This window comes from Streptomyces sp. NPDC050315, from assembly GCF_040655775.1.
In the GTDB taxonomy this organism is placed as follows: Bacteria; Actinomycetota; Actinomycetes; order Streptomycetales; family Streptomycetaceae; genus Streptomyces.
On sequence record NZ_JBFAKN010000002.1, the window covers coordinates 556,444 to 576,493 of the forward strand.

Here is a 20,050-nt window from a genome sequence, read left to right on the forward strand (position 1 = left end):
CGGTTTCACGTCGGTCGGTTTCAGATCCGCAGCCCGTTCGGCTCCGGCAGCGGCGGCAGGAACGGCAGTTGTACGGGTTCCTCGTGCAGCGCCGAGCCCAGCGCGAGCAGGCAGCCGGCCGTGCCCGTGGACAGGTCCATGGAGAGCCGCATCATCTGATCGCCGGGGAACGCCAGTTCCCCGCGGTACGGCATGGCGTACCAGCTCAGATCGGCGATCTGCGCGGCGAGCGCGGCCTCGACGTCGGGGTCGGGCGTCGTCGTGCGGGCCAGGTGCAGCACCATGCCCGCGCGCCCCCGGAAGAGGCCGGGCTGTGCGTAGAAGCGGGCCTGGGTGGCCGGCAGGATCGCGGCGCGCGCCTCCTCGAACTCCGCGTCGGCGCGGTGCGTCAGGTAGTCGTCGAGCACCATCGCGATGCCCGCCGAGCCCCCGCCGAGGTACGGCATCGTGCGCCAGCCCTCGTCGACCAGCAGCGTGCCGCGTTCGTTGCGTACGCACCGGGCGAGGTCGCTGCGCAGCGCCTGCGCGGCGAGATCGAGCAGCCCGGGGTCGCCGGTGCCTTCGTACAGCCGCAGGAAGAGCAGCGCGGGGCCGCTCGCGCCGCGCAGCAGCCCGGCCCGGTTCGCGCAGCTCTCCAGCCGGTCGGCGGCGTGTCCCGCCGCCTCCAGCGCCCGGTCGCGCAGCTCGCGTTCGCCGCGCTGTCGCGCCAGGTGGTCCAGGGTGAGGCCGATGCCGGCCAGCCCGCCGTACAGGTCGGGCGCGAGCCGGTACCACTTCTCGGCGAGCACCCGCTCGATCAGCTCGTCGGCCCGTTCGCGGTGGCCGAGCCGGTCCAGTACGTAGGCGACGCCGGCGAGTCCGTCGTAGCACCCGAGGGGGGTGCCGAGGGGAGGCGGAGCGGTCTGCCGCAGTAACCACTCCTCGCCCTCCTCGAACCCCTCGGCACCCGTCTCGTGGAGCGCGTACAGGACTCCGGCCGCCCCGTGGGCGATGCCGAGTCCGCCGCCGTCGGCGAACTGGGCGATGTCGCCGGGGAACAGGCGGTCCGTGCGCTCGGGCGTGGCCGAGGCGAGGATGCCCCGGACCATGGACTCGCGGCTGCGCGGCCAGTCGGCCGGGTCGCAGACGTACGGTTCGCGGGTGTCGACCGCGACGAGGTGGCGGGCCTGTGCGGGGCGCCGGATGCGCGGCCTGGCGGGCCGGTGCGCGCAGATCGTCCGCACGGCCTCCTCCAGGAACCCGGCCGGTACGCCCGGGAATTCGCGGACGACGATCTCGGCCAGGTCCGCCGCCTTGTCCCGCTCGATGGCCAGCAGCGTGGTCATCGGCAGGAAGAGCGCGAGGCGCAGGCAGGCCAGCGCGTACCGGTCGACGTCGTAGCCGGTGCGGTCGCGCGGGGCGACGAAGCCGGGGTGCGCGAGGGACGGGCGGCTGCCGTCGCCGGCGTCGGTGGCGGCCTCGAAGTCCAGCAGGGTGACGCTCATTTCGTCGGGCGCGACCATGACGTTGAACATGTGCAGGTCGTTGTGGACCAGCCCGCGGCGGTGCACCGCGGCGACGGCCTGTTCGACGGCGTTGTACATGCCCAGGGCCCACTCGGTGTACGAGGTGAGCGCCGCCGGGTCGGGGTCGGGGGTGAGCAGCGGGTGGCGCTCGGCGAAGAAGGAGTTCAGCGGCTTGCCGGGAATGTGCTCCAGGACGAGGAAGCGGTGGTCGCCGGCGGTGAAGAAGTCGCGCACCTCGGGGGCCACGCCGAGGCCCGACAGCCGCTCCAGCGCGGCGCGTTCGCGCTCCAGCCGGGTGACCGCGTCGGCGCGGTCGGCGGCGAGGCCGGCGTACGGCCTCGCCTCCTTGAGGACCACCCGCTCCCCGGTGCTCCGGTCCCGGCCGACGTAGACGCCGCCCCCGTTGGAGAAGTGCAGCGCCGACTCGATGGCGTACGGCAGGTCGGCGACGGTCGTGGCGTTGCGGGCCGCGAGCTGCGGGACCAGGAAGCCGGGCAGCGGCACCCACTCCGGCGTGCGGAAGGCGGGCTCGCGCCGGTCGGGCACCAGCCGCCCGTCGGCGTTCTCGATGGCGGGCACGAGCGCCCCGGTGCCGTCGACGCAGTACCGCCGGGCGAAGCCGCCGTACCGCACGTACAGCGGCCCGTCGTTCCACCGCAGGTCGCTCAGGATGTACGGGCCCGGCTCGCCGTCCAGCAGCGAGCCCAGCTCCTCCAGAATGCGGTGGCATTCCGCTTCGTCCAGCGGGTAAATGGTGGCGAATTTGCCGCTGGCGGCCCGGTCCGCGTACTTGGAATTCCGCAGGTGCAGCGGGCGCGGACCCGGCACGAATTTGAACGGAATGGCCCGGGCCACGCAGTAGTCCCAGACCTTGGACGCTATCTTCTCCGCATTGTCCGGGCAGGCCGACACATGTATCTTCCACCCCTGCTTCGGCCTGCCCGGACGCGGGTTCCCCTCGCTGTCCACGGGATTTACGTGGAGCCAGTCCCCGGAGAGGAAACAACGCCACCCTTCGGGGACTGCGCGCTGCGCCGCTTCGTACACCGCACTGTCGTCAGCCGCGGCACTCTCCCCGACGGACAAACGGTCCGGGGTTTCATAGAAATACCTGTCAGCCAGGCAGTACACCTCGTACCGCTTGTCCATCGTCTCCCCCCTCGGCGGCGTGGAATAGAGATTTCCACGCAAGGGGAGGGACGGACAGTCACAGACGTCATGAGGTCACCGTGAGGAACGCACAAGTAACTCTAAGTACGAACCAGCAGGTCGCACGGGTGTTCGCCTGACGTCACTCCTCCGGCGGGAAGACTGCTTCCCCGGAGTTGGCCTCCGTAATCACGATCGCCTCGACCGGACAGCCCTCGGCGGCCGCCAACACCGCTTCCTGGGCGTCCACTTCGTCCGTCACGGGGTGGGACTGGCGCGCGGTGTCCAGCCGAAACCCGCCCGGCGCCGCGCTCGCGCACAGCCCCGAGCCGATGCAGACCCCGCGGTCCACCTCCACCTGCCAGCGGTCACCCATGCGCTCACGCCCCCGCCGGCAGGTGGATCATCTTGTGCTCCAGGTACTCGCCGTACCCCTCGGGCCCGAACTCCCGCCCGATGCCGCTGTTCTTGTAGCCGCCGAACGGCCCGAGCATGTCCAGGCTGAAGGTGTTCACGGAGTACGTGCCGGTGCGCACCCGGCGCGCCACCTCGATGCCGCGCTCGGTGTCGGCGGTCCACACGGAGCCCGACAGCCCGTAGTCGGAGTCGTTCGCGATCCGTACGGCCTCGGCCTCGTCCTCGTACGGCAGCAGGCAGATCACCGGGCCGAAGATCTCCTCGCGGGCGATCCGCATACCGGGGGTGACCTCGCCGAAGAGGGTCGGCTCGACGTACCAGCCGGTGTCCAGGCCCGCCGGACGGCCGCCGCCGGCCAGCACCTTGGCGCCCTCCTGCTGCCCTGACGCGATGTACTCCAGCGACCGGCGCCGCTGCCGCTCGGCGACCAGCGGGCCGACCTCGGTGGCGGCGTCCATCGGGTCGCCGACCTTCAGGGCGGAGGCCGCGGCGGCGAACCGTTCGGCGATCTCGTCGTAGTGCGAGCGCGGTGCGAGGATGCGCGTCTGCGCCACGCACGCCTGCCCGTTGAGCATCCACGCGAAAGGCGTGATCCCCGCGACCGCCGCGTCCAGGTCGGCGTCCGGCAGAATCACCGCGGCCGACTTGCCGCCCAACTCCAGTGTCACACGGGTGAGATGGCGCGCCGCCACCTCCATGACGCGCTTGCCGGCCGCGACCGACCCGGTGAAGGACACCTTGTCCACGCCCGGGTGCCCGACCAGATACTCACTGACTTCGCGATCCGCCGGGAGAATGGACAACACCCCCTCCGGCAGCCCCGCCTCCGTGGCAATCTCCGCCAGCAGATAGGCATCCAGCGGCGTCTCCGGCGACACCTTCAGCACCGCCGAGCACCCGGCCAGCAGCGCGGGGGCGAGCTTGGCGGCGGCGGTGAACTGCGGGACGTTCCACGGCACCACGGCCGCGACCACCCCGACCGGCTCGCGACGGATCAGCAGCGGCCCGAGGACGCCCTGCCGCCGCTCCTCGTAGACGAAGTCACGGGCGACGGTGATCGCCGCGTCCCACGCCATCATCGCGGCCAGCGACTGCACCATGACGCCCGCGGTGTACGGGGTGCCGTTCTGCGCGCTGATGAGCCGCGCGAACTCCTCGCTCCGCACGGCGAACGCGTCCTTGATCCGCGTGATGACCGCGATCCGCTCTTCGAGCGGGGTGTCGGCCCACACCCCGGAGTCGAAGGACGTGCGCGCCGCCGTGACGGCGCGGTCCACGTCGGCCCGCGAGGCGTGCGGCACCCGGCCGATGACCTGCTCGGTGTGCGGGGAGACGACCTCGATGGTGTCCCGGCCGGCCGGATCGACCAGCCCACCGCCTATGTAGAGCTGTCCGTGCTCGATCAGATCGGCCATCGACTCCGCCTCCCAGGGCATCACTACGTGACGTACATCTGACGCTGCATCAGAACTGATACCAGTTCTAGTTATGCTGGACAATGCACGCGACGGCGTGCGGTTGGTTCGAGAGGGGCATGGCATGCCGCACGTGATCGACCACCGGGGCGGGGTGTGGAGCATCGCCGTTCCCATACCGGACAACCCGCTGGGGCACACGCTCGTGCACGTACTGGAGACGGACCGCGGGCCGGTGCTGATCGACACCGGCTGGGGCGATCCGGACTCCTGGGACGCGCTCGCCGCCGGGCTCACCGCGTGCGGCACCGACGTCACCGAGCTCCACGGCGTCCTGGTCACCCATCACCACCCCGACCACCACGGCCTGTCGGCCCGGGTCCGGGAGGCGTCCGGCGCGTGGATCGCGATGCACGCCGCGGATACGGAGGTCGTGCGCCGCACCCGTGAGGCCGAGCCGGGCACCTGGTTGACGTACCTCATCGGGAAACTGGGCGCGGCGGGTGCGCCCGAGGAGCACCTCGCGCCGCTGTACGCGGCCCGTGCCGAGGGGCGCACGCGCGGGCTCCCCGACGAGCGCCCCGCGCTCCCGGACCGCGAGATCGTCCCCGGCGAGCTGCTGGATCTAGCGGGTCGGCGGCTGCGCGCGATCTGGACGCCGGGCCACACACCGGGCCACGTCTGCCTGCACTTGGAGGAGGCGCACCCGGCGGCGCACCCCGGCAACGGGCGCCTCTTCTCCGGCGACCATCTGCTGCCGGGCATCAGCCCGCACGTGGGGCTGTACGAGGACCCGGACGACGCGACGGTCACCGATCCCCTCGGCGACTACCTCGACTCCCTGGAGCGGATCGCGCGGCTGGGCGTGGCGGAGGTACTACCTGCCCACCAGCACGCCTTCACCAGCGCCGCCGAGCGGGCGGCGGAGCTCGTCGCGCACCACGAGGAACGGCTCGGCGGGCTGCGCGCCCTGCTCGCCGCCCCGCTCACGCCCTGGCAGCTCGCCGAGACCATGACGTGGAACCGCCCGTGGGCGGAGATCCCGTACGGCTCGCGCACCATCGCCGTCTCCGAGGCCGAGGCGCATCTGCGGCGCCTGGTGAAGACGGGGCTGGCGGAACCGGTGCCGGGCTCGGACCCGGTGGCGTACGTGGCGGTGTGACGCAGGCGCCGGAGGCCGGGAGCTACCCGCCGGTTAAAGTATTGCGGACACGTTCATTCGTGCCCGACCGGGGGAAGCCGGTGGAAAACCGGCGCTGACCCGCAGTCCTGCGCCCCCGGCGCGGCACCGTCGAGGTATCGCGCACCCCGCGAACCGACCGAGAGGCACCGACCCCATGGCCATCACGGCCCGCTCCCTCGCCGCCCCGGCGCGCCGCTGCGCCGCGGCCCTGGCCGCCGCCGTGCTGTGCGCGGCCGCTGCCCCCGCCGCGTTCGCCGCCGACCCCGCGCCCGCCGCGTCCCCGAAGCTCCCGAAGGGCCTGTACGGCAGCACGGACCCGAAGTACGACGGCGTCTGGCGGCAGTCGCTGGCGCTGCTGGCGCAGGACACCACGGGCGTGCGCCCGGCGGACTCGGCGGTGGACTGGCTCGCCGGACAGCAGTGCGCCGACGGCGCGTTCACCGCGTACCGCGCCGACCCGAAGCGGCCCTGCGACGCGAAGACGCTGCGGGACACCAACCAGACGGCCGCCGCCGTGCAGGCGCTGGCCGCGGTCGGCGGGCACGCGGACGCGGTGCGCAAGGGCGTGTCCTGGCTGAAGTCCGCGCAGAACGACGACGGCGGCTGGGGCTCCGCGTCCGGCGCCCCCAGCGACGCCAACTCCACCTCCGTGGTGATCGGCGCGCTGGCCGCCACGGGCACGAAGCCGGAGTCGGTGACCGCCAAGAAGGGCGGCAAGACGCCGTACGAGGGGCTGCTCGCCTTCCGGCTCGGCTGCGACGTGGAGAAGAAGGACCGCGGCGCGTTCGCCTTCCAGGCCAAGGACGGGAAGCTCGCCGCCAATGAGGACGCGACGGCCGCCGCCGTACTGGGCGCGCTCGGCAAGGGCTTCGTCGTCGAGCAGGGCGCGGGCGCCGCGAAGTCCGCGTCCTGCGAGGCCGCCGCGAAGGACGCGCACGCTGCCGCCGGTGGTGCCGCGGACCAGCTCGGCTCGGTACTGGACGCGCACGACCACCATCTGATGTCCGCGATGCCCGGTGCCGAGTCGCAGCCGGACGTCGGCAACACCGCCGACGCCGTCGTCGCGCTGGCCGCCGCGGGGCGTGCCGACGCGGCGAAGCAGTCGCTGGGCTGGCTGCGCGAGCACTCGGCGGCCTGGGCGAAGCAGAGTGGCCCGGCCGCGTACGCACAGCTGATCCTCGCCACGCACGCCACCGGCGGCGACCCGCGCGACTTCGGCGGCACGGACCTGGTGACGAAGCTGAACGCGACCGGCCCGAAGCCCGCGTCCGCCGCCTCGGACCAGCAGGCCGAGAAGGACCAGAAGGAGGACGAGGGCGGCGGCTCCGTGTGGTGGGTCGTGCTCGTCGGCCTGGCGGCGGGCGCCGGCATCGGCTTCCTGCTGAGCGGCCGCAGGAAGCAGAACCAGCTGTGAGCAGCGCTGTTCGTCTCGCGCGCGGCCTCGGCGCGCTGGCCCTGGCCGGTACGGTCACGGGGCTGGCCGCCGCGCCCGCGCACGCCGAGGAGTACCGCTACTGGTCCTTCTGGACGGCAGACGCGGCGGACCACGGGGGCGGCGGCTGGACGTACGCCACCGAGGGGCCCGCGACGGCGCGCCCCGCCGACGGCGGCGCGGCCGGCTTCCGCTTCACCGTCAGCGCCGATTCCGCGCGCGCCGCGAAGCCGCGCGCGGCCGCCGACTTCGACGCGGTCTGCGGCGGTACGAAGGCGGCGGACGGCCGCAAGCGGGTCGCCGTCGTCCTCGACTTCGGCACGGCGGCCGACGCTCCGAAGGGCGAGACGCCGCCGACGGCCCGTACGGAGTGCGCGCGGGTGCCCGAGGACGCGAGTGCGGGCGACGCCCTGGCCGCGGTCGCGGCGCCGCTGCGGTACGACTCCAGTGCGCTGCTGTGCGCGATATCGGGCTATCCGAAGACGGGGTGCGCGGAGCAGGCGGGCGGGTCCTCGAAGCCGTCCGACGGTGCCACTGAGTCCGCGGCGCCTGATGGCGGCGCGTCCGACTCCGGTGCCGGTGGGCCTTCCGCCGGACTGATCGGCGGTCTCGCCGCGGTCGCCGTGCTCGGCGCCGCCGCGGTGTGGCAGGCTCGGCGCCGGCGCGGATGACCGGGGGCCGGGGAACCGTGACGGACGATGTGACGGGCGCGCGGCCGGGGCGTCGCGTCCCAGTCCGGTTGCGCGCCCCAGCCCGGCTCCGCGCGCCATCCCGGCTCCGCGCGCCCCTCGGCACGCGGGGGCGCGCGCTGCACGCCGGCGCGTGGTGGCTGTGGGCGCTGGGCCTGGCAACGGCCGCGTCCCGCACCACCAACCCGCTCCTCCTCGGCCTGCTCATCGGCGTCGCCGGATACGTGGTCGCGGCCCGTCGCTCGGACGCCCCCTGGGCCCGGTCCTACGGTGCGTTCGTCAAGCTCGGCCTGGTCGTGCTCGCCATCCGGCTGGTCTTCGCCTTCGTACTCGGCTCGCCCGTCCCCGGTACGCACGTCCTGGTCACGCTCCCCGAAGTACCGCTGCCCGACTGGGCGCGCGGCGTGCGGATCGGCGGCCGGGTCACCGCCGAGGGCATGCTCTTCGCGCTGTACGACGGGCTGAAGCTGGCCACGCTGCTGATCTGCGTGGGCGCCGCCAACGCGCTCGCCAACCCGGCCCGGCTGCTGAAGTCCCTGCCCGGCGCGCTCTACGAGGCGGGCGTGGCCGTCGTCGTGGCGATGACGTTCGCCCCGAACCTGGTCGCGGACGTCCAGCGGCTGCGCGCCGCACGCCGACTGCGCGGCCGCCCCGACCGCGGCGTCAAGGCACTGCTCCAGGTCGGACTGCCGGTACTGGAGGGCGCGTTGGAGCGTTCGGTGGCGCTCGCGGCGGCGATGGACGCCCGCGGGTACGGACGTACCGCGCAAGTCCCGCGCGCCGTCCGCCACACCACCACGGCCCTCACGCTCGGCGGCCTCCTCGGCATCTGCGCCGGTACGTACGGACTGCTCGCGGCCCAGGGCGCCGGGTACGGGCTGCCGGTGCTGGCCGCCGGGCTCGCCGCCGCCCTCGCCGGGCTGTGGCTGGGCGGCCGCCGCTCGGTCCGCACCCGCTACCGGCCCGACCGCTGGGGCCCGCGCGCCTGGCTGGTCGCGGGCTCCGGCGTGGCGGTGGCCGCGCTGATGATCCGCGCGGGCTCGTACGCACCCGCGGCCCTGCACCCGCCCGCCGTTCCACTGACGGCGCCGGAACTCCCGCTCTGGCCCGCGCTGTCGGTGCTGGTGGGGCTGGTACCGGCGTTCGTCGCTCCGGTACCGCCTGTGGAGCGGCGTACGCAGAACGCGAAGCAGCACCCGCAGAACCCGAAGGAGAGGACGACGTGATCCGGTTCGAGCAGGTGTCGGTCACCTACGGGGACGCCGCCGCGCCCGCCGTCCAAGGGATCGACCTGACCGTCCCCGAGGGCGAACTCTGCCTGCTGGTCGGCCCGTCCGGCGTCGGCAAGTCGACCGTACTGAACGCCGTCTCCGGCCTCGTACCGCACTTCACCGGCGGCACCCTGCACGGCCGGGTCACCGTCGACGGCCGCGACACCCGCACCCACCGGCCGCGCGAACTGGCCGACGTGGTCGGCACGGTGGGCCAGGATCCGCTCGCCCACTTCGTCACCGACACCGTCGAGGACGAGCTGGCGTACGGCATGGAGTCGCTCGGGCTCGCCCCCGACGTGATGCGCCGCCGCGTCGAGGAGACCCTCGACCTGCTCGGCCTCGCAGGGCTGCGCGACCGGCCCATCGCCACCCTCTCCGGCGGCCAGCAGCAGCGCGTCGCCATCGGCTCCGTCCTCACCACGCACCCCAAGGTGCTCGTCCTGGACGAGCCGACCTCGGCGCTGGACCCGGCCGCGGCGGAGGAGGTACTGGCCGTACTGCAGCGCCTCGTCCACGACCTCGGTACGACGGTCCTGCTCGCCGAGCACCGGCTGGAACGCGTCGTCCAGTACGCGGACCAGGTCATCCTGCTGCCCGCGCCCGGCGCCGCGCCCGTCATCGGCGAACCCGCCGAGATCATGGCGGTCTCCCCGGTCCACCCGCCGGTCGTCGCCCTCGGCCGGGCGGCGGGCTGGTCGCCACTGCCGCTGACCGTACGGGACGCCCGCCGCAGGGCCGGTGGGCTGCGGGAGCGGTTGGCGGGGCGGAGCCCGGCGGCTTCGGCGTCTCCGGCGGGCGCGGCGGGCGCGGCGGGGGTGGCCGGCGCGCAGCCCCAGCCGCCCGTGCCGCCCGCACCGTCCGCGCCGTCCGACGCCCCGGTCGCCGAAGCCAACGCCCTCTCGGTACGCCGCGGCCGCATCGACGCGCTGCACCGCGTCGACCTGTCCGTGAGCCCCGGCGAGACCGTCGCCCTGATGGGCCGCAACGGCGCGGGCAAGTCCACGCTCCTCAACACCCTGGTCGGCATGCACGAGCCGGCCGCCGGCTCGGTACGGGTGGGCGGCGCCGTGCCGCACCGCACCGGGCCGCGCGACCTGCTGCGCCGCGTCGGCCTCGTACCGCAGGAGCCGCGCGACCTGCTGTACGCGGACACCGTCGGCGCCGAGTGCGCGGCGGCGGACGCCGACGCGGGCGCCGCGCCGGGCAGTTGCCGGGCGCTGGTCACCCGGCTGCTGCCGGACGTTCCGGACGGCACCCACCCGCGCGACCTCTCCGAGGGCCAGCGCCTCGCCCTCGCGCTCGCCGTGGTACTCACCGCACGGCCGCCGCTGCTCCTCCTCGACGAGCCGACCCGTGGCCTGGACTACGCGGCCAAGGCCCGCCTGGTGGAGGTCCTGCGCGGCCTCGCCGCCGAGGGCCACGCGATCGTCCTCGCCACCCACGACGTCGAACTGGCCGCCGAACTCGCCCACCGCGTCGTCATCCTCGCCGACGGCGAAATCGTCGCGGACGGCCCGACCGCCGAGGTCGTGACCGCCTCCCCGGCCTTCGCCCCGCAGGTCGCCAAGGTCCTCGCGCCGCTCCCCTGGCTCACCGTCCCCCAGGTCACCCGCGCGCTGGCCGAACTGGAGCACACGGCATGAGTCCGCGGACGGGCAGGAGGGTGCGGGCGGTGCGGCTCGGGCCGCGGTCGGTGGCCGCGCTCGTACTGGTCTCGGCGCTCGGCGTGATGGCCTTCGGCTGGCCGCTGCTGGCGGACTCCGCGTCCGGCCTCGCGCACTCCAAGGACGCCCCCTGGCTCTTCGCCGCGCTGCTCCCCCTCCTCCTCGCCGTGGTCGTGGCGACCATCGCCGATGTCGGCCTGGACGCCAAGGCGATCGCGATGCTCGGCGTACTCGCCGCGGCCGGCGCCGCGCTGCGCCCCCTCGGCGCGGGCACGGCCGGTATCGAGCCGATGTTCTTCCTGATGGTCCTGTCGGGCCGGGTCCTGGGCCCCGGCTTCGGCTTTGTGCTCGGCGCGGTCTCGATGTTCGCCTCCGCCCTCCTCACCGGCGGTGTCGGCCCCTGGATGCCGTTCCAGATGCTCTCGATGGGCTGGGTGTCGATGGGCGCGGGGCTGCTCCCGGGGCCCGACCGGCTCCGCGGTCGCCGCGAGATGCTGCTGCTCGCGGTCTACGGCACGCTCGCCTCCCTCCTCTACGGCCTGGTCATGAACCTCCAGGGCTGGCCGTACATCGCGGGCCTCGCCTCCGGGGTCTCCTTCGTCCCCGGCGACCCGCTCCCCGACAACCTCGCCCGCTTCGTCGCGTACTGCCTGGCCACCTCCCTCGGCTGGGACCTCCCCCGCGCCCTGATCACGATCGTCCTCACCCTCACCGTCGGCCCCACCGTCCTGAAGGCCCTCCGCCGCGCCACCCGCCGCGCGGCCTTCGACGCCCCGGTGGCATTCACGGCGGCGGACGACGGCCGGGGCGGGCGTTCCTTGTGAAGCCACGCACAAGGACCTTGGTCACTTACGAGGCCCGGTAGCAGGAGCCGGCGCGGGCCCCGCCCCGGTTTCCGGCCCGGGTCCCGCGGCCGGGTACGAAGCGGCTACGTACCCCGTACACGCCGGTGGCTCTTGCACGCACCCCGAGCCACCTCCCACGGTGAAGTGGTCGCCGGGTCCGCAAACCTCACCGCGCCCGGCGACTCAGCTCGCCCCGCGACCCGTCTCGCCCCCGCGACTCAGCTCGCCCCCGTGACTCGTCGCGCCATCGGCGACTCCCCCTGTTCCCGTCGGAAGGTCCCTCCCCCGTGCTGTCCCCCGTGTCCTCGGCCGCCGGCCGCGTCGCCGGCCGTACCGCTCCCCGTTTCGTCACCCGCCGCCGGGCCGCAGGCGCCGCCGCCGTCGGTGCCGTGGCTCTTGGCACCGCCGCGGCCGCCTTCTCCGCGACCCCGGCGCACGCCGCCGAGCGGGCCGGTGCGAGCCAGGCCCAGGCCGCGGCGCACCAGCAGATCCCGGACGCGCGGCAGTTCCAGTGCTTCAGCAACATCGTGGAGCGCGAGAGCGGCTGGAACCCGCAGGCCACCAACGCCTCCTCCGGCGCGTACGGCCTGGTCCAGGCGCTGCCCGGCTCGAAGATGGCCTCGGCCGGCGCGGACTGGAAGACCAACCCCGCCACCCAGGTCAAGTGGGGCCTGAACTACATGAACGAGCGCTACGGCAGCCCCTGCGGCGCCTGGTCCTTCTGGCAGTCCCACAACTGGTACTGAGCAACTGGTACTGGGAACTGGTATTGGGCACGAGCGGCTCCCCTGACGCCGCTCCCCCTCCCCTTTCCCCCTCGCCCGACGGCGTGCCCGGGTCCTAGAGCCCGGTCGCGCCGTCGATGCGTTCGCGGAGCAGGTCCGCGTGGCCGTTGTGCCGGGCGTACTCGGCTATGACGTGGACCAGGATGCGGCGGAGGGACACCGGCTGACCGCTCGCCGCATGGGTGCCGGTGACGTCCAGCGACGGCGCGGCGGCGACGAGCTTGCGGGAGTGCGCGCACTCGGCGCGCCAGAACGCGAGCTCTTCCTCGACGTCCCCCTCCAGCATCTCGAAGTCCTGGTCGGGGTGGTCGTCCGAGTAGTACGGGAAGTCGTCCCGCTCACCGGCGAACTGCACGCGGAACCACCAGTGCTCGACACCGGCGAGGTGGCGGATGAGGCCGTGCAGGCTCAGGCCGGACGGCGGGACGCTCTTGTCGGAGAGGCGCTCGGGCGGCACCCCGGCGCACTTCAGCTCGAAGGTTCTGCGGTGCCAGTCCAGGAACGAGGTGAGGATCTCGCGCTCGTCGCCGACCAGCGGCGGGGCGGGGCGCTCGTCCGGCCCCGCCCAGACCGGCGGCAGGTTCTCCGGAGGGATCTTCGGGCGGTCCGCCGAGCCCGCCGGTTCTGTCGATTCTGTCGTCATGGCAGGAGTGTGACACGCACCACTGACAACGGCCGTCGACCAGCGCTGCGGCCGGTCCGTCACAGCCGCTGGATGATCGTCCCCGTCGCCAGCGCCCCGCCCGCGCACATCGTGATCAGAGCGAATTCCTTGTCGGCGCGCTCCAGTTCGTGCAGCGCCGTGGTGATGAGGCGGGCCCCGGTCGCGCCCACCGGATGGCCGAGGGCGATGGCTCCGCCGTTGACGTTCACCTTCTCCAGGTCCTGCTCGAAGACCTGCGCCCAGGACAGGACGACGGACGCGAACGCCTCGTTGATCTCGACGAGGTCGATGTCCTTGAGGGACATGCCGGCCTTGCCCAGCACGGCCCGGGTCGCGTCGACCGGACCGTCCAGGTGGAAGTGCGGGTCGGCGCCGACCAGCGCCTGGGCGACGATGCGCGCCCGCGGCTTCAGCTTGAGCGCCCGCGCCATCCGCTTGGACGCCCACATCACGGCGGCGGCCCCGTCGCTGATCTGCGAGGAGTTGCCCGCCGTGTGGACGGCGGTCGGCATGACCGCCTTGAGCGAGCCGAGCGCCTCCATGCTCGTATCGCGCAGCCCTTCGTCGTGGTCGACCAGCCGCCACATGCCCTGCCCGGCCGCCTGCTCCTCCTCCGTGGTGGGCACCTGGACCGCGTACGTCTCGCGTTTGAAGCGCTCCTCGGCCCAGGCCTGGGCGGCCCGTTCCTGGGAGATCAGCCCGAGCGCGTCGACGTTTTCCCGGGTCAGGCCGCGCTTACGGGCGATGCGTTCGGCCGCCTCGAACTGATTGGGCAGGTCGACGTTCCACTCATCAGGGAAGGGCTTGCCGGGGCCGTGCTTGGAGCCGCTGCCGAGCGGTACGCGGGACATCGCCTCGACGCCGCAGCCGATGCCCACGTCGATGACGCCGGCCGCGATCATGTTGGCGACCATGTGGTTGGCCTGCTGGGAGGAGCCGCACTGGCAGTCCACGGTGGTCGCGGCGGTCTCGTACGGCAGGCCCACGGCCAGCCAGCCGTTCCGGGCCGGGTTCATGGACTGCTCGCCGGCGTGGGTGACCGTCCCGCCGACGATCTGCTCGACGCAGTCCGGCTGTATCGCCGTCCTCGCCAGGAGTTCGCGGTATGTCTCGCCCAGCAGGTAGGCGGGGTGGAGATTGGCGAGCGCGCCCCCGCGCTTGCCGATCGGCGTGCGGACGGCTTCGACGATGACGGGTTCAGCGGCCATGACTCGTCCTCTCCTGGCTGTCCGGGCGGCCCGGCACCCGGGCAGAACTAGTACGCGTTCTAGTTCCGCGCCCAGTCTCACGAGCCTCACGCGCCCGCGCAAGGGTGCCGCGTCACCCGTACTCGCAAGCATTTCCCGCGTGAGCCTTGCCACTTGTAGAACTCGTTACTACCTTCGCGGCAGATTCTGATGGCTCGTCAGGAGGAAATTCAGGACGAGTTCGTCGGAACGAGCAGGCAAGCCGGACACAACCGGACCTGGAGTCGCCGATGCCTTGTCCCGCGCTGCCCGACGGGTTCGACTTCACCGATCCCGACGTCTACCAGGAACGCGTACCCCTCCCCGAATTCGCCCGGCTGCGGCGGACCGCGCCCGTGTGGTGGAACGCCCAGCCGCACAACATCGCGGGCTTCGAGGACGACGGCTACTGGGTGGTGACCCGGCACGCGGACGTCAAGGAGGTCTCCACCCGGCCGGACGTCTTCTCGGCGAACCGCAACACCTCGATCATCCGCTTCAACGAGTCGATGACCCGGGACCAGATCGACGTCCAGAAGCTGATCATGCTGAACATGGACCCGCCCGAGCACACCCGGGTCCGCCAGATCGTCCAGCGCGGCTTCACGCCCCGGTCCATCCGCGCTCTGGAGGACGCGCTGCGCGAGCGCGCCACCCGGATCGTCGCGGAGGCGAAGAAGAACGGCCGCGGCGACTTCGTCACCGACATCGCCTGTGAGCTGCCACTTCAGGCCATCGCCGAGCTGATCGGCATCCCCCAGGAGGACCGTTCCCGCATCTTCGACTGGTCGAACAAGATGATCGCGTACGACGATCCCGAGCTGGCGATCACCGAAGAGGTCGGCACCAACGCGGCGATGGAGCTCATCTCGTACGCCATGAACCTCGCGGCGGCGCGCAAGGAGTGCCCGGCGCAGGACATCGTCAGCCGGCTGGTGGCCGCGGAGGACGAGGGCAATCTCGGCAGCGACGAGTTCGGCTTCTTCGTGCTGCTGCTGGCCGTGGCCGGCAACGAGACCACCCGTAACGCGATCACCCATGGCATGCACGCGTTCCTCACCCACCCCGAGCAGTGGGAGCTGTACAAGAGGGAGCGCCCGGCCACCGCCGCAGAGGAGATCGTGCGCTGGGCGACCCCGGTGGTCTCCTTCCAGCGCACCGCCACCTGCGACACCGAGCTGGGCGGCGCGCACATCAAGGAGGGCCAGCGGGTCGGCATCTTCTACGCGTCGGCCAACAACGACCCCGAGGTGTTCGACCGGCCCGAGATCTTCGACATCACCCGTGACCCCAATCCGCACCTGGGCTTCGGGGGCGGCGGCCCGCACTTCTGCCTCGGCAAGTCCCTCGCGGTACTGGAGATCGACCTGATCTTCCGGGCCATCGCCGACACCCTGCCGGACATCGCGCTGACCGGCGACCCGCGGCGGTTGCGCTCGGCATGGCTGAACGGCGTCAAGGAGCTGCGGGTCAGTTACGGGTAACTCCCGTTTCCTGTAAGGGTGGTGGGCGTCGGACTCCGGCGCCCACCACCCTTCCCTTTTGGCGGAAAACCGTCTGCCGCGCAACCTTGCCAACGCCTACTGGCGCACTTACATTCAACTCAACTCGCCAGTAACACCGGCGGTAACACCAGGCTCGCGGCTCGACCCGCCGCGCTCTCCTCCCCACGCGCCTCGCTCTTCTCTCGCTCCCCCCACTCATCGATCCCGCACGCATCGAAGGGGATATATGCTATGAAAGACGCACACGGCAGACCGGTCACGGGACGTGTCAGCGCGCGGAAGTTCGCCGTGCTCGCCGTCCCGGCCTTCGCGGGCACGGCGGCCCTGGCCATCGCCCTGGCCAACGGGGCGCTGGCGGCGTCCTTCGCCGTATCGGGCCAGCAGTTCAAGGTCTCGGCGAGCAGCCTCGACGGGGACGGCTTCGCGCAGTACGGGGGCGTGGACACGAACGCCCGCGGCGAGTTGCTGCCGGTCGCGGTGACCGCCATCAAGAAGGCGGAACTGAACAACCTCTGCCAGTCGGTGGTCACCAAGCTGCCCGTACTGGGCAACATCTCGCTCAACCTGACCGCGGGCAAGGGCGGCAAGCCCGTCGAGGCCGAGAACCTCTATGTGGACGCCACCCAGCTCTCCGGAAACGCCTCGTTCAACAACATCGAGATCGGCCGGGACGCCTCCACGCTGGACAAGGGGCCGGCCGACGCGCAGGGCATGCAGGACGCGTTCGCGCAGCAGGCCGATGACGTGCACATCACCGATCTGAAGCAGACCGCGTGGGCGACCAACGCGGGCACCTTCAAGCTCTCCGGCCTGAGCATGAAGATCAGCAAGGGCAAGAAGGAATGCTTCTGACCCGGCGCCCGGCACGCCCGCGGTCCGCCTGGTGGCGCTGGCGCAAGGGCCGCCCCTTCTGGGGCGGGCTGGCCACGATCCTGGCGGGCGCCGAGATCTGCGTGCTCCCGCTCGCCCCGCTGAAGATCATGCTGCAGCAGGGCATCGCCGGCATCCCGTCCGTACTGCTGGGGCTGGTACTGATCGTGCTCGGCCTGGCCGCCTGGATCGCGCCGCAGTACCGCGGGCTGGCAGGCGTACTGACCGTCCTGCTGGCGGCCGCCGCGCTGGTCATGTCCAACCTCGGCGGCTTCCTGATCGGCACCCTGCTCGGCATCCTCGGCGGCGCGCTGATGTTCGCGTGGCAACCCCTGCCCGCCGCAGAGGACCCTGCTCCGGCCCCGTCGGCCCCCCTCGACCCACCCCCCGCACCTCCGCACCGGTAACCGCACGTTCCCCCGCAACAACGGCAACCGTGAAGGAGTTCCCCCATGAGACACCACCTCAGACCCGGCACGCCCCGCCGCGCCTCGGCCCGTACCCTGCTCGCCGCCGGCACCGGCATCGCGGCCACGGGCGCACTGTGCCTGGCCGTCACCGCCCCCGCCACCGCGGCGGCACCCGCCGCCGAGGTCGCGGCCGGGTCCACCACCGTCACCCCCGCCGGCCACGCCTTCGCCGCGAAGCTCAGCGGCAAGGCCACCTTCAAGGCCGGTTCCGTGACCGTGACCTGTACGGTCTCCAACGCCACCGGCAAGGTCCCGGACGCGCCCGCGAACCACAACGACGCGGGCGCGGTGGCCAGTACGATCACCGCTCCGACGTACAGCTCCTGCACGACGAGCATGGCGGGCGTCAGCGCCACCGTCACCACCAGCGGCAGCTGGGGCGTGGCCATGCAGAACGGCGCGCCCAGCACGGCCGCCATGAACATCCCGCAGGGCGGCGTCGTCGTGAAGACCAGCGGCCTCGCCAGCTGTACGGTCACCGCGGCGCCCAGTGGGCCCGCCACCGTCAACGGCACGTGGGCCAATGGCGCGCCGTCCACGCTCACCTTCTCGGGCGCCACGGTCCCGGTGACCGTCACCGGCGGTTTCGGCTGCCCGACCAGCGCGACCACCTCGACGTTCGGTGCCACCTATACGGTGTCGGACACGACCGACCCGGCCGCACAGATCACCGTCACCAGCTGACGCCCGTCACCGGCTGACCGACCGGCCCGGCTCCGCCCGAGTGGCGCGACACCGCCGCCGGGCGGATGCTGGACGGGCGACGATCCGACGGCGCGGCACTCCCCGGAGTACCGCGCCGTCCACGCGCGCCGGGCCACAGGACCACGTGCGCCAGGCCACAGAACGGGCCCCAGTTCCGCCGGATCGCAGCGACAAGGATCACAGGCATACTTTCGCGATGTCCGGTTTGGCACCGACGTCGCCCCTGCAATGCAGCGGTTTTCGTCGATTTCCTTATGCAACCGTGCACACTCCGTGACGATCCGTTCTGCCCCTATGGTCGTTGTTCGCCCGTCGGAGGCCCGGCGGGCGAATGTTTTGCAGTCGTCCCAGAGAGCGCAGGCGAGCGAACACGTGCCGACGCACACTTCCGTCGCACCCGGCCCGGATACCCGCACGAAAAGTCGGTCCAGCACTTCGGTGCACGGGGCCACGGTCGTCGACCCGGCCATGGCGAAACGGGCCGTTTCGGCGGCCGCGCTCGGTAACGCGATGGAGTGGTTCGACTTCGGCGTCTACAGCTACATCGCGGTCACCCTCGGGCAGGTGTTCTTCCCTTCCGGGAACCCGACCGCGCAGTTGCTGTCGACGTTCGGAGCGTTCGCGGCGGCCTTCCTCGTGCGGCCCATCGGCGGCATGATCTTCGGTCCGCTCGGCGACCGTATCGGACGCCAGAAGGTCCTCGCGATCACCATGATCATGATGGCGATCGGCACCTTCGCGATCGGCCTGATCCCCTCGTACGCCGCCATCGGCGTCTGGGCCCCGGTACTGCTGCTGATCGCCCGCCTGGTGCAGGGCTTCTCCACCGGCGGTGAGTACGGCGGCGCCTCGACCTTCATCGCCGAGTACTCGCCCGACAAGAAGCGCGGCTTCTTCGGCAGCTGGCTCGAGTTCGGCACGCTGGCCGGCTACATCGGCGGCGCCGGCCTGGTCACCCTGATGACCGCGCTGCTCAGCCACGACGACCTGCTCTCCTGGGGCTGGCGGATCCCGTTCCTGATCGCGGGCCCGATGGGCATCATCGGCCTGTACCTGCGGATGCGCCTGGAGGAGACCCCGGCCTTCGCGGAGATGGAGAAGGAGGCGGCGGAGCAGGAGAAGGAGCGCCGCGCCGCCGAGAAGAAGACCGGCCTGCGCGAGATGATCTTCGGTCAGTGGCGCGCGATGCTGCTCTGCGTCGGCCTGGTCCTGGTCTTCAACGTCACGGACTACATGCTGCTGTCGTACATGCCCAGCTACCTGACCTCGGAGCTGAAGTACGACGAGACGCACGGTCTGCTGGTCGTGCTGGCCGTGATGGCGCTGATGATGTGCGTCCAGCCGTTCGCCGGCCGGGCCTGCGACCGCTTCGGCCGCCGCCCCGTGATCGCGACGGGCTGCATCGGCTTCTTCGTCCTCTCCATCCCGGCGCTGCTGCTGATCCGCCAGGGCTCGCTGGCCGCGATCGGCCTGGGCATGGCCGCGCTCGGCCTGCTGCTGGTCTGCTTCACCTCGTCGATGCCGTCCACGCTGCCCGCGCTCTTCCCGACGAAGGTCCGCTACGGCTCCCTCTCGATCGCCTTCAACGTCTCCGTCTCGATCTTCGGCGGCACGACCCCGCTGATCGTGACGGCCCTGATCAGCGCGACCGGCGACAAGATGATGCCCGCGTACTACATGATGGCCGCCGGCGTCATCGGCGGAATCGCGGTTTGGAAGATGACCGAAAGCGCCGGCCGCCCCCTCCCGGGCTCCAAGCCCGCGGTAGCCAGCGAGGCCGAGGCCCGCGAACTGAGCAAGGCGGCCTGACCCGCGGCTTCCCGCGCCGACTGCACGAGAGAGCCCCCTGCCCCCGCGGCAGGGGGCTCTCTCGTGCGCGCGGGCCGATGCGGCAGGATGACCGCATGAGTATCGTGAAGATCAATGTGCTGACCGTTCCCGAGGAGCAGCGGGAGGTGCTGGAGAAGCGCTTCGCCTCGCGTGCCGGTGCCGTGGAGTCCTCGGACGGCTTCGAGTGGTTCGAGCTGCTGCGGCCGGTGGAGGGCACCGACCAGTACCTGGTGTACACCCGCTGGCGCGACGAGGAGTCCTTCCAGGCGTGGATGGAGGGGCCGATGAAGGCCGCGCACCAGGGCGGCGGCGAGGGTGCCGAGCGTCCGAAGCCGGCCGCTTCCGGCTCGACCGTGTGGTCCTTCGAGGTCGTCCAGCAGGCCGCGCCGAAGCAGGGCTGAGCCACGTGACGGGGGAATGCG

At 72.3% G+C, this 20,050-nt stretch carries 18 protein-coding genes; 13 read left to right on the top strand and 5 right to left on the bottom strand.

The window, feature by feature from the left end; translation table 11 throughout:
* Positions 1-20 precede the first annotated feature (20 nt).
* The 3 genes from lanKC to AB0I82_RS09475 form a co-directional block, all read right to left on the bottom strand.
* Positions 21-2,654: a class III lanthionine synthetase LanKC gene (lanKC, locus tag AB0I82_RS09465; protein ID WP_363256548.1), complete on the bottom strand. Its 2,634-nt coding sequence runs from the start codon at positions 2,652-2,654 to the stop codon at positions 21-23.
* Positions 2,655-2,796: 142 nt separating this feature from the next.
* The gene (locus AB0I82_RS09470) at positions 2,797-3,030 is read right to left on the bottom strand and encodes a ferredoxin (RefSeq protein ID WP_363256549.1); all 234 of its coding nucleotides are present in this window, start codon (positions 3,028-3,030) and stop codon (positions 2,797-2,799) included.
* A 4-nt stretch (positions 3,031-3,034) separates the two neighbouring features.
* On the bottom strand, positions 3,035-4,486 hold the full coding sequence (locus tag AB0I82_RS09475; protein ID WP_363256550.1) for an aldehyde dehydrogenase: 1,452 nt from the start codon (positions 4,484-4,486) through the stop codon (positions 3,035-3,037).
* Positions 4,487-4,610: 124 nt separating this feature from the next.
* On the opposite strand from AB0I82_RS09475, the gene AB0I82_RS09480 reads away from it, so the two are divergent.
* From AB0I82_RS09480 to AB0I82_RS09510, 7 genes are all read left to right on the top strand, one after another.
* Positions 4,611-5,648, top strand: coding sequence for an MBL fold metallo-hydrolase (locus AB0I82_RS09480; RefSeq protein WP_363256551.1), 1,038 nt, complete (start codon positions 4,611-4,613; stop codon positions 5,646-5,648).
* Between the two features lie 175 nt (positions 5,649-5,823).
* Entirely contained in the window at positions 5,824-7,083 is a 1,260-nt protein-coding gene (locus AB0I82_RS09485; protein WP_363256552.1) for a prenyltransferase/squalene oxidase repeat-containing protein, read from the top strand.
* Between the two features lie 35 nt (positions 7,084-7,118).
* Positions 7,119-7,772: an SCO2322 family protein gene (locus AB0I82_RS09490; RefSeq protein ID WP_363256918.1), complete on the top strand. Its 654-nt coding sequence runs from the start codon at positions 7,119-7,121 to the stop codon at positions 7,770-7,772.
* A gap of 137 nt (positions 7,773-7,909) precedes the next feature.
* Positions 7,910-9,016, top strand: coding sequence for a CbiQ family ECF transporter T component (locus AB0I82_RS09495; protein ID WP_363256919.1), 1,107 nt, complete (start codon positions 7,910-7,912; stop codon positions 9,014-9,016).
* Positions 9,013-10,707, top strand: a complete 1,695-nt coding sequence (locus tag AB0I82_RS09500; RefSeq protein WP_363256553.1) for an ATP-binding cassette domain-containing protein — start codon at positions 9,013-9,015, stop codon at positions 10,705-10,707. Before AB0I82_RS09495 ends, AB0I82_RS09500 begins: the two co-directional genes overlap by 4 nt.
* Positions 10,704-11,552 (top strand): ECF transporter S component, encoded by an 849-nt coding sequence (locus AB0I82_RS09505; RefSeq protein WP_363256555.1) that lies wholly within the window; start codon positions 10,704-10,706, stop codon positions 11,550-11,552. Before AB0I82_RS09500 ends, AB0I82_RS09505 begins: the two co-directional genes overlap by 4 nt.
* Positions 11,553-11,962: 410 nt before the next feature.
* Positions 11,963-12,319, top strand: a complete 357-nt coding sequence (locus tag AB0I82_RS09510) for a transglycosylase SLT domain-containing protein (protein ID WP_363256920.1) — start codon at positions 11,963-11,965, stop codon at positions 12,317-12,319.
* Between the two features lie 94 nt (positions 12,320-12,413).
* Here the strand turns inward: AB0I82_RS09510 and AB0I82_RS09515 are convergent, their stop codons facing one another.
* Entirely contained in the window at positions 12,414-13,001 is a 588-nt protein-coding gene (locus tag AB0I82_RS09515) for a DinB family protein (protein WP_363256556.1), read from the bottom strand.
* A gap of 59 nt (positions 13,002-13,060) precedes the next feature.
* Entirely contained in the window at positions 13,061-14,230 is a 1,170-nt protein-coding gene (locus tag AB0I82_RS09520; protein ID WP_363256557.1) for a steroid 3-ketoacyl-CoA thiolase, read from the bottom strand.
* 269 nt (positions 14,231-14,499) lie between these two features.
* On the opposite strand from AB0I82_RS09520, the gene AB0I82_RS09525 reads away from it, so the two are divergent.
* The 6 genes from AB0I82_RS09525 (at position 14,500) to AB0I82_RS09550 (ending at position 20,029) form a co-directional block, all read left to right on the top strand.
* On the top strand, positions 14,500-15,732 hold the full coding sequence (locus AB0I82_RS09525; RefSeq protein WP_363256558.1) for a cytochrome P450: 1,233 nt from the start codon (positions 14,500-14,502) through the stop codon (positions 15,730-15,732).
* A gap of 252 nt (positions 15,733-15,984) precedes the next feature.
* Complete coding sequence (locus AB0I82_RS09530) at positions 15,985-16,605, top strand: DUF6230 family protein (RefSeq protein ID WP_363256559.1); 621 nt, start codon at positions 15,985-15,987, stop codon at positions 16,603-16,605.
* The gene (locus AB0I82_RS09535) at positions 16,596-17,030 is read left to right on the top strand and encodes a DUF6114 domain-containing protein (protein WP_363256560.1); all 435 of its coding nucleotides are present in this window, start codon (positions 16,596-16,598) and stop codon (positions 17,028-17,030) included. Before AB0I82_RS09530 ends, AB0I82_RS09535 begins: the two co-directional genes overlap by 10 nt.
* Before the next feature lie 45 nt (positions 17,031-17,075).
* Complete coding sequence (locus tag AB0I82_RS09540) at positions 17,076-17,777, top strand: hypothetical protein (RefSeq protein WP_363256561.1); 702 nt, start codon at positions 17,076-17,078, stop codon at positions 17,775-17,777.
* Between the two features lie 393 nt (positions 17,778-18,170).
* A complete protein-coding gene (proP, locus tag AB0I82_RS09545; RefSeq protein ID WP_363256562.1) occupies positions 18,171-19,607 on the top strand; it encodes a glycine betaine/L-proline transporter ProP in 1,437 nt (478 codons plus the stop codon).
* Between the two features lie 95 nt (positions 19,608-19,702).
* Complete coding sequence (locus AB0I82_RS09550; RefSeq protein ID WP_363256563.1) at positions 19,703-20,029, top strand: antibiotic biosynthesis monooxygenase; 327 nt, start codon at positions 19,703-19,705, stop codon at positions 20,027-20,029.
* The last annotated feature ends 21 nt before the right edge of the window (positions 20,030-20,050 follow it).

Bases quoted from the DNA above. Each gene is read 5' to 3' on its own strand.
- lanKC (WP_363256548.1), bottom strand. From the start codon at position 2,654: ATGGACAAGCGGTACGAGGTGTACTGCCTGGCTGACAGGTATTTCTAT.
- AB0I82_RS09470 (WP_363256549.1), bottom strand. From the start codon at position 3,030: ATGGGTGACCGCTGGCAGGTGGAGGTGGACCGCGGGGTCTGCATCGGC.
- AB0I82_RS09475 (WP_363256550.1), bottom strand. From the start codon at position 4,486: ATGGCCGATCTGATCGAGCACGGACAGCTCTACATAGGCGGTGGGCTG.
- AB0I82_RS09480 (WP_363256551.1), top strand. From the start codon at position 4,611: ATGCCGCACGTGATCGACCACCGGGGCGGGGTGTGGAGCATCGCCGTT.
- AB0I82_RS09485 (WP_363256552.1), top strand. From the start codon at position 5,824: ATGGCCATCACGGCCCGCTCCCTCGCCGCCCCGGCGCGCCGCTGCGCC.
- AB0I82_RS09505 (WP_363256555.1), top strand. From the start codon at position 10,704: ATGAGTCCGCGGACGGGCAGGAGGGTGCGGGCGGTGCGGCTCGGGCCG.
- AB0I82_RS09515 (WP_363256556.1), bottom strand. From the start codon at position 13,001: ATGACGACAGAATCGACAGAACCGGCGGGCTCGGCGGACCGCCCGAAG.
- AB0I82_RS09520 (WP_363256557.1), bottom strand. From the start codon at position 14,230: ATGGCCGCTGAACCCGTCATCGTCGAAGCCGTCCGCACGCCGATCGGC.
- AB0I82_RS09525 (WP_363256558.1), top strand. From the start codon at position 14,500: ATGCCTTGTCCCGCGCTGCCCGACGGGTTCGACTTCACCGATCCCGAC.
- AB0I82_RS09530 (WP_363256559.1), top strand. From the start codon at position 15,985: ATGAAAGACGCACACGGCAGACCGGTCACGGGACGTGTCAGCGCGCGG.
- AB0I82_RS09535 (WP_363256560.1), top strand. From the start codon at position 16,596: ATGCTTCTGACCCGGCGCCCGGCACGCCCGCGGTCCGCCTGGTGGCGC.
- AB0I82_RS09540 (WP_363256561.1), top strand. From the start codon at position 17,076: ATGAGACACCACCTCAGACCCGGCACGCCCCGCCGCGCCTCGGCCCGT.
- AB0I82_RS09550 (WP_363256563.1), top strand. From the start codon at position 19,703: ATGAGTATCGTGAAGATCAATGTGCTGACCGTTCCCGAGGAGCAGCGG.